Origin of the sequence: Aggregatibacter sp. 2125159857, from assembly GCF_017798005.1 — a bacterium.
Classification (GTDB): Bacteria; Pseudomonadota; Gammaproteobacteria; order Enterobacterales; family Pasteurellaceae; genus Aggregatibacter.
The window spans coordinates 1,133,095-1,149,330 of record NZ_CP072548.1; the positions used below are offsets into that span (position 1 = coordinate 1,133,095).

Sequence of the window (16,236 nt, forward strand, 5' to 3'; positions counted from 1 at the left end):
GAAAACCGAGGGGAGAGATAAACCGGCGAATCAATAATGCGTGCAAGATCGCAAATTTAGAAAAATTAAGGTAAAAACGATGAAATGAAACGTAAATTCATTTGATCATTTGAGGAAGTTCTGTTATTTATTACGCCTTTCAAAAACTAGGGTCTGTTTTAATTTTGGTGTTACTTTGATAATCCGTAAAAGCAACACAGATAAGTGGCGTTTTAGACGTGTTAAATGGATGCGTTTTTTATTAGGAGATACAAATGAGTAAAGCGTCTTTGAGCTTATTAGCGTTAGCCGGTGTTGAGCCGTACAAAGAGAAAAAAGGCGAAGAGTATATGAATGAGCAGCAAGTGCTGCATTTCAGAAAAATCCTTCAAGCTTGGCATGATCAAATTAGAGATGAAGCGTCTCGAACTGTGGCGCATATGCAAGATGAAGCGTCTAATTTTCCGGATCCCTCTGATAGAGCAACGCAAGAAGAGGAATTTAGCTTGGAATTGCGTACTCGCGATCGTGAGCGTAAATTAATGAAAAAAATCGAAAGTACCTTAAAAAAATTAGATAACGACGATTTTGGTTATTGCGAATCTTGTGGCGTGGAAATTGGCATTAAACGCTTGGAAGCGCGCCCGACAGCGGATCTTTGTATTGACTGTAAAACCTTAGCGGAAATTCGTGAAAAACAAATGGTCGGCTAATGCCACTAAATAATAAAAGTGCGGTCAAAAATCACCTTATTTTTAGACCGCACTTTTACTTTATTGTCGAATAATGGAGATGTCTTATTTTTACCTATATTAAAAATCTTTTGAGCAAAAAAACGAAAAAACATCCTGTTGCTCAAAATGACGTCAAAACCTCACCTAAAAAAAACTCTGTTGCCGTTGAATCTGTCAAGAATAAAGCACAGGGGGGATCTCATAATAAACGCAATCTACCGCATAAAGCGGTTAAACATAGCATTAAAGCCTCCGTGCATGGCATCACACCGCGTATGTTTAATCGTAATGCATTAACGGTGGTGGAAAAATTACAACGTCAGGGCTATGAAGCCTATGTGGTCGGCGGCTGTTTGCGTGATTTATTACTGGGCAAAAAACCGAAAGATTTTGATGTGGCGACCAATGCGCGCCCGGAACAAATTCAAGCGGTTTTTCAGCGTCAATGCCGTTTAGTGGGGCGACGTTTTCGCTTAGCACACGTGATGTTTGGACGTGAGATTATTGAGGTGGCAACGTTTCGAGCCGGCCATGCAGAACATCATAACGAAAAGCTGGCTAAGCAAAGCGAAGAAGGCATGCTGTTGCGTGATAACGTGTATGGCACCTTGGAACAAGATGCAGAACGCCGTGATTTTAGCGTAAACGCCCTCTATTACAATCCACAAGACAACATGCTAAAAGATTTCTTTAACGGTATTGATGATTTAAAAAATGGAAAGTTGCGTTTAATTGGTGATCCGGTTACCCGTTATCAGGAAGATCCGGTGCGTATGTTGCGTTCTATTCGCTTTATGGCGAAATTGGATATGTTCTTGGATAAACCCAGTGATGCGCCGATTAAATCCCTTGCCCATTTACTCAAAAATATTCCACCGGCACGTTTATTTGAAGAAAGCTTGAAGCTATTGCAAAGTGGCTACGGTGTCAAAACTTATCGGCTATTACGTCAATACGGTTTATTTGAGCCGCTTTTCCCATTATTAACGCCCTATTTTACCGAGTATGAAGATAGCATGACGGAAAAAATGATTTTGCGTGCGTTAACTTCAACGGATGAGCGCGTGGCGGACAAACTCCCCATCAATCCGGCATTTTTATTTGCTGCCTTTTTTTGGTATCCCTTACGCGAACGGGTTGAGGTGTTAAAAAATGAAGGGGGGCTGAATAATTACGATGCTTATGCGTTAGCCTCAAATGATATACTTGAGCAATTGTGTAAAAGCTTAGCCGTACCGCGTCGCCATACGGCTGTTATTCGTGAAATTTGGTTATTGCAATTACAGTTTTTAAAACGTACGCCAAAATCCGTACAACGTGCCATTGAGCAATCAAAATTCCGTGCCAGCTTTGATTTATTGGTTATGAGGGCAGAAATTGAGGGTGGTGAAGCGGTGGAATTGGCGGCATGGTGGCATGAATACCAATTTAGCAACGAAAGCCAACGACAAGATTTGGTAAAAGCGTTACCGAGTCAGCCTAAAAAACGGAAATATCATCGTCGTAAGCGACATCATTCTGCGAAAAAGGTGAGTCATGAATAAGGTGTATATTGCCTTAGGGAGTAATCTTGCAAATCCTCAGGCGCAACTGACAGCCGCATTGCAGGCGTTAAATGCGCTTTCTGATTCAAGATTAACGGCGGTGAGTTCTTTTTATCAAAGTCAGCCACTTGGGCCACAAGATCAGCCGGATTATGTGAATGCGGTTGCCTGTTTGGAAACCTCACTTGCGCCACTGGCATTGTTGGATGAATTGCAACGTATTGAACATGAACAAGGGCGTGTTCGTCTGCGCCGCTGGGGAGAACGTACATTAGACTTGGATATTTTGCTTTATGCAGATCACATTATTCAGTCGGAACGCTTGACCGTGCCGCATTATGATATGCATCAGCGCGAGTTTGTGATTATTCCATTGGTCGAGATCGCCCCGCATCTTGTGTTGCCAAATGGACAATCAATCCAAACACTTGCGCAGAAATTTGCGGATCATCATATGGTGATTGTGAAACACAAAAATGAAATTCACCTCGAAAATTGACCGCACTTAAATACTTAAATCAAAGGCAAATAAAAAGGTGCGCTATGCACCTTTTTGTCATATAAGAATTGTAGCGTGCAACTTGTTGCACGAAATCGTGAATGCCCGAAAGGGTTAAATAACGTTCCGTGCGTGATTCGGTCGTGCATCAAGATGCACGCTACGAGGAGTAAATAATCCTCCTATATGTTGAATTTTGGTTGTCAGCCTTGTTCATTATATCGCGAGGATTTTTTCTGCTCATCTCTTAAGCTATTTGGCTCCATACGCATAGCGTATTGTTTTTATAGCCAGACTTTGGCTGGCTATAAAAAAAGGTGCGTCATGCACCTTTTTGTCATATAAGAACAGTGGCGTATAAGCGTCGCCTTGAATGTTAATTTAAGTAATTAAAAACTTTGACAACTTTGGTCACACCCGAAACATTACGCGCAATTTCCGCGGCAGCATTGCCCTGATCTTGGGTTACATTGCCCATGAGGAAGGCTTCATTATTTTCTGTTACCACTTTGATGTCACTGGTTTTCACTTTGGAATCAACAAGCATTTTGGATTTAATTTGGCTGGTAATCCAAGCGTCTTTGCTCATTTGAGTAAAACTGACTTTTTCTCCTACACGAACTTCATTATAAACATCGTTGACGTTTTGTACGCCTTTGGCCAATCCGGTGGCAACGTCGCGCAAACTTTCATTCGGTATTTGACCGGTTAATAAGATACGACCACTGTATGCAGTGACACTAATACGCGCTTCCGATTTAATTTGTGGATCTTTTTTGATGGCGGAATAGACGCGTTGTTCTAACGTTTCATCGTCAATTTGCGTTCCCATGGTGCGAGGATCGGTGGCAACTTTTGTCGCACCGGCAACAGCAGCACCACCAATCGCGGCGGCAACACAACCTTGTAGTAAGCAGGCTGTCGTTAACACAAGAAGCAGTTTTTTTAATGGACTTGTTAGCATCATTGTCTCCTTTGTCTGTGTGGTAATTATGCGCTAGTGTGGCTTGAATGGACGGTTTTTGTCAAGCTATGAATGAGAAAAGAGTTTAAAATCAATAAGTTCACAAATACTGTTAATAATAAATAAGTGATTTTCCAACAATCGGCTTTCTTTTGCGCTTGGCACCGCGATGTGTAAATCGTTTTCGGTCAAAATGCCTTGAATATGATCGTGGCTGCTGCCGGTTAAAACAAGAGTTGTAATGTCTTTATTGACCGCATGTGTAATAATATTGAGCACGTTCTTTTCATTACCTAAAGGCGCGAATGCCACTAGCATATCGCCTTTTTGCGCAGTGGCGTTAAATTGGTGTTGATATAATTTTTCTAAGGCAAGATCAGAAATAAAGGTAGAACTGACCGCACTATCTAAGCTCAATAAAACAGAAGGAAAGCTCGGGCGTTTTAATTCGTAACGATTTAATAAATTCGCCACTAAGCATTGGGCGTTAATATAAGAACGCCCCTCTCCGCACACAATCACTTTATTGCCTTGCAAGAGACAGCTGATCATGCGTTGTGCCGCCTCGACAATTTGTGTACTTAACAGGCTTTTGGCGTAAATATGAGTTTTAATATTTTCCTCATATAAATCATTGAGTTTATTTAGCATAGTGATTAATCAAGAAAGTTGGGGATCCATTGGATATCTTGGTCGGTTTTGCCGAAAGCGACTAAGTCAAAACGGCAGTCTGTATCTTCTAAACTTTGTTTCCGCTGTGCCAACCAAAGTGCGGCAGCATCCATCCAACGCTGTTGTTTTTTCCAATCCACACTGTCTATGGCAGAGCCGAAGTGATCGTTTTTACGTTGGCGGACTTCGACAAAAACAATAGTGCCTTGATCCAGCATCACCAGATCCAGTTCACCGCATTTGAATGTTTGATTGGCAGCGAGAAAAGTTAAGCCTTGAGATTCTAAAAAGAGGCGAGCTTTGTGTTCAAATCTCGCCCCTTGTTGACGTTTTAGAGAGAACATACGTTCAACTTAGTTTAATACCTGAATACCACCGTTTTGATATTGGAACCAAGTCATATCACGTTCGATATTGCAGTTCGGGCCTGCGCTTAATTTACCGGTTAAGCCGTCAATTTGATAACCCGGCACTTGGCGTAATTCATTGAAGTGACTGATTAACAACCAAGCATCAGCTCCCATGGCGTATAAACGCATTAATGAGTAGTCGCCATTAGTATTGGTGGCAATTTTTTGATATTGCGCAGAATCCGTGTCTTTGAAGAACGGAATATCACTAAATTGTAGTCCGTTCATTAACAAGCGGTATTCCGGTCCGTTATTGGAGGAGTTGCTGCGTGAGCTGGCATACAATTTGATATTGCTGCCGCTATTATCAATCACGGATTTTACATCAGCCAATTCTTCACTTTTCGCAACAACATAAAGGCCTTGTACGTTTTGACCTTGTAACGCGACACCCACATCACCGGTTTGGTTGTAATATTTAATATTCGCATCAGTACCGGAAAGTTGTTGCCAACGAATGTTAAATGCTGTCGCAGTACGTTGTCCTAAATCATTTTGTGGCACCGCAACCATTGGCGCTTGAATGCCATCTTTCCACATTTTATTGGCGGCGGATTCGGCTTCATCTTCAGGAGATAAGCCATAATAGCAAACTTGACCAATAGCACGGGCATTTGGTGTAGAGTTCAATGCAAGAACGTCCATGCCCTGAATAGCAGACGGATTATTTAATACGCTATCTACGTTTTGTTTTAGCAAAGGTCCGATAATCGCACGAACACCGGCTTGTTTAGCTTGCGCAATAATATCGTTGATAGGGGTCGCAACGGTATCATAAACCTGCACTTGAACAGCGGTATTGTCGCCTTTGGCTGCATCAAAACCGGATTTGATGGTGTTACCGAGAATTTGACCATTACCACTTAGCGGTAAAAGCAAGGCGACTTGAGAAAGTGATGTTTGTTGGAAATTGAACAAGCCTTGTAATTCCGTTGGGAATAAATAAGACGCAGAGTGATTCGGATAAGCCGATTTCCAATTTTGCAAAGCTTGGCTTAATTGGGTTGGCTGACTTAAATTATCATTATAAGCACGGGCGAGCGCCAACCAGCCGGCTAAGGCTAAATTGCCTTCATCCGGCGTATTATTTAATAAACCGCGATTCGCTTGACGTAATAACGCCCAAGTGCGGTCATTATTTTCTTGTTTTCGAGGTACATCGGTGAGCACTTGATCCATTTGAATACGTGCTTTCACCGCATCAATAATGGCATTTTTGTTTTCAGCTATGCGCGCTTTCACCGCATAATAACGGCCAACCTGGGAACTGCTTAATTGCGTTAAATCCACACGGCGTAATAAATCTTCAGCGTGTTGATTATTGCCTTGTACGGCAGCGATATGCGCTTCAATAAGTGATTTATCCAATAATTGATCCGGATTGAGCGTGCTTAATTCGTTTAATAGCGCTTGGGCTTGAGGTACTTTGTTTTCCGTCACGAGTACACGCGCGGCTAATAATTTGTAGGTTTGTTGATCTTCGATTTTTTGTGTTTGCCCAATTTTATTCATATAAAATTCAGAACTTGCATTCGCATCTTTTTTGAGTTCACTGGTGAAGCTATTCCCCATAAAATTGGCATTACAGCCAGCTAAAATTAGCGTGAACAAAAAAGGCATTAATCGATTTTTTAAATTAATGCGTTGTAATAGAATAGACATAATTACTCCATTGGTTAAACAATTGGAATGATCTTACTTATCTCCCTAACTAAAAGCAAATAAAAGAAGTCTAAATGAGCAATTCAAACGGAATTTTATATATCGTCGCAACGCCTATCGGCAATTTACAAGATATTACGCAACGTGCGCTGGAAACGTTTCAACAAGTCGATCTCATTGCGGCGGAAGATACCCGACACAGCGGTTTATTATTAGCCCATTACGGTATTAAAAAGCCGTTTTTTGCCTTACATGATCATAATGAACAGCAAAAAGCCGGTGCGTTAGTCGAAAAACTTTTACAAGGCGTGAATATTGCGTTGATTTCTGATGCCGGTACGCCATTAATTAGCGATCCCGGATTTCATGTGGTGCGTCAATGTCGACAAGCGGGGATTCAGGTCGTGCCATTGCCGGGCGCCTGTGCGGCGATTACGGCGTTATGTGCTTCGGGGATTGCCTCCGATCGTTTTTGCTTTGAAGGCTTCTTGCCGGCAAAAAGCAAAGCCCGCGTGGATAAATTAAAAAACGTGGCAAAAGAAGACCGCACTTTGATTTTTTATGAATCCACGCATCGCATTTTAGACAGTCTGGCGGATATGCAAAGTGTCTTTGGCGGCGAGCGTTATGTGGTGTTGGCGCGTGAAATTACTAAAACATGGGAAACAATCCATGGCGACAAATTAGCTGATTTAATCCCTTGGTTGGCGCAAGATCCGAATCGTACCAAAGGCGAAATGGTGGTCATTGTTGAAGGCGAGTCAAAAGAAGACAATGATGAAACGATCTCTTCGCAAGCCATGCACGCGCTAACCTTAATTAGCCAAGAATTGCCGTTGAAAAAAGCCGCTGCCATTGTGGCGGAATTGTATGGCTACAAGAAAAATCAGCTTTATCAGTTTGGCTTGGAATTATTGCGTTAATACATGCAAGCGATGTATTGGTAAGGTTAAGTTTGCGCAAGATTGCACGACTTAGACACAAGTGAAAGTGCGGTGAAAATCCACCGCACTTTGCGATTAGACCATCGGTAAAAACGTCTCTCCCCAAGAGGTTTCGTCTAAAATTTTGCCAAAATGGCTTTCGATCAGGCGCTTGGTCACATCACTTTGCGGTGAAGTAAATAAAGAATAAGTGTCGCCATATTCAATCATCTTACCCTCTTCCATCACTAACACTTCATCGGCAATATGCTTGATGATGCCTAAATGTTGCCCCACATAAATATAGGTTAGTCCGAATTTTTCTTGTAACGATAACATTAAGTTGGTGAGCTGTGTTTTGACCGTTGCATCCAATGAACCAAGGGCATCGTCAATAATGATAATTTGCGGATCCAAAATTAACGCACGGGCAAGGGCAATACGCTGCTTCTGACTAATAGAAAGCGTATTGATTTTAATCGTCACGTGATCAGGGTGCATCCCGACTAAGGTTAAGATATCAAAAATTTTTTGAGTACGTTGCTGCTCATTAAGTGATGTGGTTAACAGCAACGGCGCATCGAGTATTTGACCAACATTAAGCCGCGGATTAAAGGCGGTATTAGGATCTTGGAAAACCATACGAATATGCTTGGCGCGGTAAGTATAATCACCAAAAATCAAGGGCTGATTTTGAAATAAGATTTTGCCTGAAGTGGGTTCAGTAATGCCGACAATCATTTTAGCCAACATGGATTTGCCTGAACCGTTACGCCCGATAATGGCCAATGTTTTGCCGGCATCCAAGGTAAAGCTCACATTTTCCACGGCATGAAAGTAACCGTCGCCAAACAGGTCAAGATCTTTTTTGAAGGTTTTTGTCAGGTTTTCAACGTGTAGTAAGTGCATTTCGTTCTTTTATTCCTGCGTGTCATTGCTAAGCGTTAACGGTTGCGGCACTTCGGCTTCTTTTATTTTCTTTTCCCGTAAATTAATCGGAAAGTGGCAATAAAATTCATGTTGTTTCACCCGAAGTGCGGTCGGTTTCGTAATACATTTTTTTTGCGCAAAAGGACAACGTGGACCAAGGCGGCAACCCAGCGGCATTTCTTCAAGTAGCGGAACCGAGCCTTTTAACGTGCCTAACTGGCTCTTAAAAGGCAGCGGCTGCGTAAAATCGGGGATCGAATGTAGCAACGCTTGTGTGTAGGGATGATGAGGATTCTCTAAAATCGCTTCTCGGGGACCGGACTCTGAATTTTGCCCACAGTAAAGCACCACAAACGCATCACACCATTCGCTAATGCTGTTGATGTCATTACTGGCCAGTAGAATGGATGTGCCTTGGTTTTGATTCATGCTGGATAATAGTTTGAAAATTTGTACGCGCGTAATGGATTCCACGGAATTGGCCGGTTCATCAGCAATGAGCAAGCGCGGTTGATTTGCCACAGCAATGGCAATCATCACTTTTTGTCCTTCCCCTTCGGTTAACTCATGGGGATAACTGCGCATGATGTCTTTGTGTTCTTTAATGCCGACACGGTGCAATAATTCTATAGCGCGGCGTTTTCGCCAACCGAATAAACGTTGCCACCAATGCCCTTTGAACGTCCATCCCGGAATGTTTTGAATCAGCTGCTTGCCGATTTTTTGACTTGGATCGAGGCAGGTGAGCGGATCTTGGAAAACCATGGAAATTTCTTTTCCCACAATTTGGCGGCGTTGGGTCGGCGTGAGTTTGAGCAGTTCAACGTCGTTAAAACGGAAACGATCGGCGGTAACAATCCAGGAATCTTTAAAGGCATTGCAAATGACTTTGGCAATTAAGCTTTTGCCGGAGCCGGATTCACCCACCAAGCCACAAATTTCGCCTTCGTTCAGTGTGAAACTGACGTTATCAACGATGCGAATTAATCCGTTTGGCGTTTTAATATCAATCCGAAGATTGCGAATATCCAAAAGAACCATGATGACCTACTCGTAATACTTGGTAATGGCGCGACATAATCCGTTAGAAAACATCAAGCCAATTAAAATACTGAAAATAATCGCAAAACCGGGAAGGAGTACCGTCCATGGCGCTAAATAAATCAATTCTAAAGAATCGCGGATCATTGCGCCCCATTCCGGTGCCGGGCGTTGAGCACCCAAGGCGATAAAGCTTAAGGCGCTAATATCCAAAATGGCGATCGTGAAGACGCGAGAGGTTTCTTGAATGTATTGCACGGCGATATTTGGCAAGATCGTGCTTTTCAATAAAGCCCATTTTGAGATGCCGTCTAAACGTAACATTAAGACATATTCTTTTTTTAATTCCAGTTGAATACTGCGGTAAATTTCATGCACAAAATACGGCAGCAGCGCTAAGGTAATGGCAAGCATCGCATTGAGCAAACCGGGTTCCATTAATGTCGCAATAATAATGGCGACGAGAAGGACGGGAATGGTAAGAAACGTATCTAATAAATGGCCTAAAATGCGTGATTGTATTCCTTGTGACATCCCTGCCCAAATGCCTAATCCGCCGCCAAGAATTGCCGTTGTGATCACCACAATGAGTGATGCCCCCACAGTATAAGTACTCCCAATGATAATACGGCTTAGCACATCGCGACCAATATCGTCTGTGCCGAGGAAGTAGGCGATTTCTCCGTTTGCCGCCCAAGAGGGTGGCATTAATTCTTGTCCGATAAATTGCGTCTCTGCCGAATAAGGCGCAATGAACGGGCTCAAAAGTGCGGTCGAAATTAATAACAAAAGTGCGTAGAAACTAAAGAGCGCAATGCGATCTTGGCGGAACAATAACCAAATGTGTTTTAGTGTGCCCGTTTCACGAAAGTCTTTTGGATCTTTACTTCGCATACCATCCCTTCTTATTTAACGGATCAGCAATGAAAATAAGCGTTTCCGAAAGAATTTTGATAAAAATAATACAAAGCCCGATAGTAATAATACCGGCAGAAATGCTGTTGTAATCCTGTTGTGTGACCGCATCAATTAGCCAACGTCCAATGCCCGGCCAGCCGAGGGTATTTTCAACCAGCATACATTGCGTGATGACTAGCGTGAACAGGCGGGTCATTTGTGGAATGAGTAAAGGCAACGTATTACGCAACACATATTTGCGCAATATGGTCAATTTTGACCAACCCCGAGTGGTGACGATTTTGACATAATTTTGTTGAAGCACGATTTCGGCACGTTGTTGCACCAAACGCACGATTTCCATCATGGGTAAAATGCTGAGAACTAATGTTGGCAGTGCCAAATGTTGTAAGACATTTTGAATCATTTTAATGCGATACGGAGCATCAACAAACCAGACATCAATCAGTGGGAAACCGGTCAGCGGTTTGATTTCATAGAGGAGGTTATATTGCCCGATGGCGGAAATTTGCCAAGCGTTAATGGCGGAGAAATACAATAAAATCGGTGCTATCCAAAATACCGGCAAAGCAGTACCGATAGCCGATAAAGTGCGGATCGTTTTTCCAATAAAATGCGTTTGATAGGCAGCGCCCAGTATCCCAAGGGGAATGCCAAAAATAACGGCCAATAAAATCGCACAACAACATAACTCAAGTGTGGGCGGCAACACCGTAAGAATGGTGGATTTTAATGGATCACCGCCGTTATAACTGATGCCAAGGTCGCCGTGCATAAGACGGTTTAAATAGTGAATATACCCCTGATAAAAGTGTGGCGTAGCCAGTTCGGCATTCAATGGATCTTGCATCAAAATCACATAACTTAGCAAAGAGAGCATAAACGCCGTTAACAGCAGGAAAACACCTTGTCGAAGAAAAGAATGCAACATTATTTCTCTCCTTTACGCAATGATAATGTCGAGAAATTTAAACTGCCGAAAGGATTCATTTCAATATGACGAACACGTGAATTTACCACCAGCACCCGCTTCATATTCGCCAATGGGACAATCGGCAGCTTGGAGAGAATCAGTTCTTGTGCTTGATTATAGGCGTGGGCGCGCTCCCATAAATTAGGGCTGTCCAATGCTTTATCCATCAACTGATCAAAATCTTCATCACACCAATTGGAGAGGTTCGTCATTTCACTGGCCGCATTACAGCTTAAGATAGGTCGCATAAAGCTATCAGGGTCGAGGTTTCCGGCTAACCAACCGGTTAAAATCATGTCATAGTTTTCTGATTTTTTATTCAGCTGATCGATGAGAAAGGTCCGCGTCACTGAACGAATCGTTACGTTCACCCCAACGTTATTTAAATCTTCTTTAATCAATTCTGCAGTTTTCAGTGGCGCAGGATTGTAAACCTGCTCTTCATTTAACACCCACATATTCAAATGGAGCTGTTTATCTTGTAAGACTTTCTTGGCTTCGCTCGGATTAAAATCATAAGCAAAATCCGGCGTATTTACGCTGGATGCCCAAGAAATATTCGGAATAATGTTATTCGCCACCGTTGCCGTATTGTGATAAATGGTTTTGATAATGCGTTGGCGATTAATGGCTTGAGCGATCGCACGGCGAACCTGTTCATCTTGAATGACAGCATTTTGAAAATTAAAGGCTAAATAGGCTAAATTCATGCCCTCCGCACTTTTGACATAATAGCGTTTGTCGTTTTCCTTCAATAAACCTAATTGGCTGACTTCAGGATAGGATGCAATTTGGCATTCGCCATTAAAAAATTTTACCAAGCGCCCGGTACGATCCGTGGATAAATCAATAATAATATTTTTAATTTTGGCGTCTTTTTTCCAATAATCCTCGTTTTTTTCTAACCGCACATATTGATTCCGGAAATAATTTTTGACTTTATACGGGCCGGTGCCGACCGGTAATAAATCAAGTTGCACCAAATTATCGTCCGCATTAAGTTGCACAGCATATTCTTGCGAGAAAATGATGGCATATTGGCTGGCTAAGTGAGACAAAATGGAGGCATCCGGCTTAAATAAGGTAATTTGCACGGTGTGCGGATTTAATGCTTTCACCGATTCAATTTTTTGATTTAACTTAATGCTTTCAAAATAAGGAAAACGTACTTTTTTCGCTTGTTCATGAAAAATGCGATATTGCGGATTTTTATAATCCACCGAGCTTTGTTCCAGCGTTGGCAAATAGGTTTCATAGCCCAGCACACGATTTAATGAAAACACCACATCATCGGCATTAAAATCGCGGGTCGGTTTAAACCAATCGGTATGATGAAATTTAATGCCTTTGCGCAGATAAATCGTAATGATTTTGCCGTCAGGTGAAATCGAATAAGATTGTGCCAAAATGGGCGTTGGAATCGCCGTATTGGATATCTCGAAAAGTTTATTATAAATCTGTTCAGTTACCACATTCATGCTCGTGCCGGCATCCGAGGTTTGCGGATTGAAGGAAAAACCGGAAGCGTGAGTGCAATAAATTAATCCGTTATCCGTCAGTTCTTCAGGTACGCGCGGTGCGGCAACAACCGTATTCACCATAAACGCGAACCAACAAACAGACATAACGAGTTTTTTATACCACATAATAAACATGAGTTAAAAGATGAAAATAAGCACCAAATTTTAAGCTATATTCCGGGGATATTCTAGCGAATATGCCCGTTCTTGAAATTTGCCACGATTTGCCTCGAAAAACGACCGCACTTTAAGCCGCGCGAAGACCGCCCAATCAGAGATTATTCTTGTTCATGCTGCTTTTTCAGCATTTCATCTTCATTTAATTTGAGTAATCGCGAAATGGCATTGCGGTAGGAAATCTCTAAGGATTCTCGGCTGGTGGCAATTACGCCTTGATCCACTAAAAAACCATCGTTTACGTCATACACCCAACCGTGCAAGGACAGTTTTTTCCCGCTTTTCCACGCATTTTTAATGATGGATGTTCTTCCGAGGTTATAGACTTGTTCTGCCACGTTTAGTTTTGTGAGCATATCGGCTCGGCGTTCCGGTGATAAATTACCCAGTAAATGGCTGTGTTTAAACCAAATGTCACGAATATGTAATAACCAGTTGTTAATTAATCCTAAATCTTGATCATTCATGGCCGCATGGATCCCACCACAATTGGTATGCCCACAAATGATGATATGCTCGATATTTAAAACATCGACCGCATATTGCACAACAGATAAGCAGTTGAAATCCGTGTGAATGACTTGGTTTGCCACATTGCGGTGTACGAAGAGTTCGCCGGGTTCTAGGTTGGTTAATTTTTCTGCCGGCACGCGGCTGTCTGAACAGCCAATCCATAAATAGTGCGGTTGTTGATGTTCGGCAAGTTCTTGAAAGTAGGTGGATTTTTCCTCTTTCATTTGGGTGGCCCATTGGTAGTTGTTTGCAAAGAGTTGTTCTATTCTTTTCATTCTTTTTTCTTCTCCTGTTTCTCAAAAGGCGCTTAGTATAGCGCAGATTATGCATGGTGACGGAATAAAGTGATATTGGACGCGATGTTTTACAAAAGCGGGCTAAATAAGAAAAAGAGTTTTTCGACGATACGTTGATAAACGGAGCGCGTGCTCCATGTAACATAATCGACTAATTCCGAGTTTTTAATATAACTTTCATGTAATAAAGAAATTTCGTTCGCAAATGCCGGATCTTCTACCACCATGGTGACTTCAAAATTCAGCAAGAAACTGCGCATATCCATGTTCACGGTACCGACCAAGGCCAATCGGTTGTCGATCAACATACTTTTGGTATGCAGTAAGCCTTTGTTGAAATTATAAATCTTCACGCCGGCAGCGAGTAAATCATCGAAGAATGTACGACTTGCCCAATGCACCATGAGGGAGTCGTTTTCTTTGGGGATAACGATAGAAACATCCACACCGCGCAACGCTGCAATGCGTAAAGCTTCCGCGATATTATGGCTTGGCACGAAATAAGGCGAAGTGATCACAATGCTTTTACGCGCAGAGAAAATTGCAATCGACAGTGATTGCGCCATCAAATCATCAGGAAAACAAGGACCGGTGGCGAGAATTTGTACTGCATGAGAGTTGTTTTGTTCTAACGGCAAAAGCGGGCAATCAGGCACTTCCAGAGGAAGTTTAGCGGCTGTTTCAATTTCCCAGTCCCATGCGTGTAAACCGTTTAATACTGCAGATACTGGGCCGTTAATGCGCACCATAATGTCGATCCATTCACCGACGTTGCTGTCTTTTTTGAAGAATTTCGGATCCACCATGTTCATGCTGCCGGTGTAAGAAATTTGGTTATCGATCACAATAATTTTGCGATGCTGACGTAAATCAATACGATTAAAGAACATACGGAATAAATTGACGTGCAAGGTTTCCGTCACTTCAATGCCATTATCACGCATGACTTGACATTCGGCGCTTTTTAAGAAAGCACGGCTACCTACTGAATCCAACAAAATATGAATAGCCACGCCACGTTGTCGAGCGTTGATTAATGCCTGTGTGACCTCATTCACCAAGCCTTGAGCAGACCAAATATAAAACACCATATTGATGGATTTTTCTGCCTGATTGATGTCATCAATGATGCTTCGCATAATGCTTTCGGGCGTATCCAAAATATGCAATTCGTTGCCCAAAATGCAAGGTATGCCAAGGCGTTGATTGGCAAGATCAAAAATCGGGCGGTAGAGCAGGTTGGTTTGCGTATTGATCAAATTATCGCAATGAGAAAGGTGTTTGAACCAATCCATGTATTTAGGCTTGAGTTGCTCAAACATGGCAGCCCGATGTTTGCCGAGATTGATTTCACCAAAAATTAAATAGGCGATAATGCCCACCACAGGAAACACATAAATGACAATCAACCACGAGAGCATGGTCGGGACAGATTGTTTTTTTATTACTAAGCGTAAGGTGATGGTGATGGTTATCATCCAAACGAAAATGGGGATGATATAAGCGAGAATTTGTTCAATTGTCATAAAAAAATGAAAACCCTATAAAGGAACCGAGGTAAAAAAGACCAATAAAACAGGTGGTGCAATATTGGTAATAAAGCCAAAACTAAACGCCAATGGCAACACTTCCACGCCACCGGCTTTTTGAATGATCGGCAACGTGCAATCAATGGCGGTGGCACCGGTGTAGCCGATGGCGGTAGAGCGATAATGTTGCATAAATAACGGCACAATAAATAAACTGATCAATTCACGGGATAAATCATTAAAAAACGCAATACTACCCCAAATTGGTCCCCATGCGTTGTTTAAGGTGACACTGGAAAGCGAATACCAGCCTAACCCTGAAGAAACCGCAAGCCCTTGCACGACAGGCACATTTAGTACTTGCGCGCCGATAATACCACCAAGGAGCGACGTGAAAACAAAAATGGCACCGGTTATCATGCCACGCCGATTAAAAAAGACAGCACGAATAGAAATACCGTTATTGCGTAATTGGATGCCGACGCAAAAAATTAACACGACTAACACATAAGTGCTGGAGCCAAACGGCAGGCTCACCCAACCTTTGCCCCATAGCCCGATAAAGAACCCAATAAGCACCACTAAGCATAATTTCAACGAATCTAACACAATCCGCCAACGAGAGGGCATTTTATCTGTTGTTTTAGCTAAAGGCTGGGGGAACAGCTTGTCATAGAGAAATAACCCAAGAAAGGTTAGCCCTTGAATAAAAACAATAAATGTTAGCGCGTAAATCCCAATTTGCGGCAGTTGTTGTGCCAAATTATCTAATTGCCCAAGGGACACGCCCATAATGAACAAGATCATATACAACAGTAGCATGGTGATTTTGCCAAATTGTTGTAATATTTTTGTATTTTTGATTTTAAAGGCGTAACCGATAAGCATCGGCACTAAAATAATGAGCAAACTTTCCAACATAATTGACGACAGCATGAAACAGGCATAGTGC

At 42.3% G+C, this 16,236-nt stretch carries 16 protein-coding genes; 4 read left to right on the top strand and 12 right to left on the bottom strand.

Annotation, left to right across the window (positions count from 1 at the left end; translation table 11 throughout):
* Positions 1-254: 254 nt before the first annotated feature.
* From dksA to folK, 3 genes are all read left to right on the top strand, one after another.
* Entirely contained in the window at positions 255-692 is a 438-nt protein-coding gene (dksA, locus tag J5X96_RS05665) for an RNA polymerase-binding protein DksA (RefSeq protein WP_021615370.1), read from the top strand.
* A 110-nt stretch (positions 693-802) separates the two neighbouring features.
* Entirely contained in the window at positions 803-2,257 is a 1,455-nt protein-coding gene (gene pcnB, locus J5X96_RS05670; RefSeq protein WP_209362173.1) for a polynucleotide adenylyltransferase PcnB, read from the top strand.
* A complete protein-coding gene (gene folK, locus J5X96_RS05675) occupies positions 2,250-2,756 on the top strand; it encodes a 2-amino-4-hydroxy-6-hydroxymethyldihydropteridine diphosphokinase (protein WP_209362175.1) in 507 nt (168 codons plus the stop codon). Before pcnB ends, folK begins: the two co-directional genes overlap by 8 nt.
* Before the next feature lie 376 nt (positions 2,757-3,132).
* Here folK and dolP read toward each other — a convergent pair whose 3' ends face one another.
* The 4 genes from dolP to J5X96_RS05695 all read right to left on the bottom strand — a co-directional run bounded on the left by dolP (position 3,133) and on the right by J5X96_RS05695 (position 6,464).
* A complete protein-coding gene (gene dolP, locus J5X96_RS05680) occupies positions 3,133-3,720 on the bottom strand; it encodes a division/outer membrane stress-associated lipid-binding lipoprotein (protein WP_209362176.1) in 588 nt (195 codons plus the stop codon).
* Positions 3,721-3,786: 66 nt separating this feature from the next.
* Positions 3,787-4,371 carry an SIS domain-containing protein gene (locus J5X96_RS05685; protein ID WP_021615364.1) on the bottom strand — a complete coding sequence of 195 codons (585 nt, stop codon included), beginning with the start codon at positions 4,369-4,371 and terminating at the stop codon, positions 3,787-3,789.
* Positions 4,372-4,376: 5 nt separating this feature from the next.
* Positions 4,377-4,736, bottom strand: coding sequence for a YraN family protein (locus J5X96_RS05690; protein ID WP_209362177.1), 360 nt, complete (start codon positions 4,734-4,736; stop codon positions 4,377-4,379).
* A 9-nt stretch (positions 4,737-4,745) separates the two neighbouring features.
* On the bottom strand, positions 4,746-6,464 hold the full coding sequence (locus tag J5X96_RS05695) for a penicillin-binding protein activator (protein ID WP_209362178.1): 1,719 nt from the start codon (positions 6,462-6,464) through the stop codon (positions 4,746-4,748).
* A 74-nt stretch (positions 6,465-6,538) separates the two neighbouring features.
* Here J5X96_RS05695 and rsmI point away from each other — a divergent pair, with 74 nt between their 5' ends.
* Positions 6,539-7,387, top strand: coding sequence for a 16S rRNA (cytidine(1402)-2'-O)-methyltransferase (gene rsmI / locus J5X96_RS05700; RefSeq protein ID WP_209362179.1), 849 nt, complete (start codon positions 6,539-6,541; stop codon positions 7,385-7,387).
* 96 nt (positions 7,388-7,483) lie between these two features.
* Here the strand turns inward: rsmI and J5X96_RS05705 are convergent, their stop codons facing one another.
* From J5X96_RS05705 to J5X96_RS05740, 8 genes are all read right to left on the bottom strand, one after another.
* Positions 7,484-8,296, bottom strand: coding sequence for an ATP-binding cassette domain-containing protein (locus J5X96_RS05705; RefSeq protein WP_209362181.1), 813 nt, complete (start codon positions 8,294-8,296; stop codon positions 7,484-7,486).
* Positions 8,297-8,305: 9 nt separating this feature from the next.
* Positions 8,306-9,358 carry an oligopeptide/dipeptide ABC transporter ATP-binding protein gene (locus J5X96_RS05710; RefSeq protein ID WP_209362183.1) on the bottom strand — a complete coding sequence of 351 codons (1,053 nt, stop codon included), beginning with the start codon at positions 9,356-9,358 and terminating at the stop codon, positions 8,306-8,308.
* 6 nt (positions 9,359-9,364) lie between these two features.
* A complete protein-coding gene (locus J5X96_RS05715; protein WP_209362185.1) occupies positions 9,365-10,252 on the bottom strand; it encodes an ABC transporter permease subunit in 888 nt (295 codons plus the stop codon).
* Complete coding sequence (locus J5X96_RS05720; RefSeq protein ID WP_209362187.1) at positions 10,242-11,207, bottom strand: ABC transporter permease subunit; 966 nt, start codon at positions 11,205-11,207, stop codon at positions 10,242-10,244. Before J5X96_RS05720 ends, J5X96_RS05715 begins: the two co-directional genes overlap by 11 nt.
* Positions 11,207-12,895, bottom strand: a complete 1,689-nt coding sequence (locus J5X96_RS05725; protein WP_209362189.1) for an ABC transporter substrate-binding protein — start codon at positions 12,893-12,895, stop codon at positions 11,207-11,209. Before J5X96_RS05725 ends, J5X96_RS05720 begins: the two co-directional genes overlap by 1 nt.
* Positions 12,896-13,047: 152 nt before the next feature.
* Positions 13,048-13,734: a carbonate dehydratase gene (gene can, locus J5X96_RS05730; protein WP_021615355.1), complete on the bottom strand. Its 687-nt coding sequence runs from the start codon at positions 13,732-13,734 to the stop codon at positions 13,048-13,050.
* 89 nt (positions 13,735-13,823) lie between these two features.
* The gene (gene cls, locus J5X96_RS05735) at positions 13,824-15,281 is read right to left on the bottom strand and encodes a cardiolipin synthase (RefSeq protein WP_209362190.1); all 1,458 of its coding nucleotides are present in this window, start codon (positions 15,279-15,281) and stop codon (positions 13,824-13,826) included.
* 15 nt (positions 15,282-15,296) lie between these two features.
* Positions 15,297-16,205, bottom strand: coding sequence for a lysine exporter LysO family protein (locus J5X96_RS05740; RefSeq protein ID WP_209364779.1), 909 nt, complete (start codon positions 16,203-16,205; stop codon positions 15,297-15,299).
* Between the last annotated feature and the right edge of the window lie 31 nt (positions 16,206-16,236).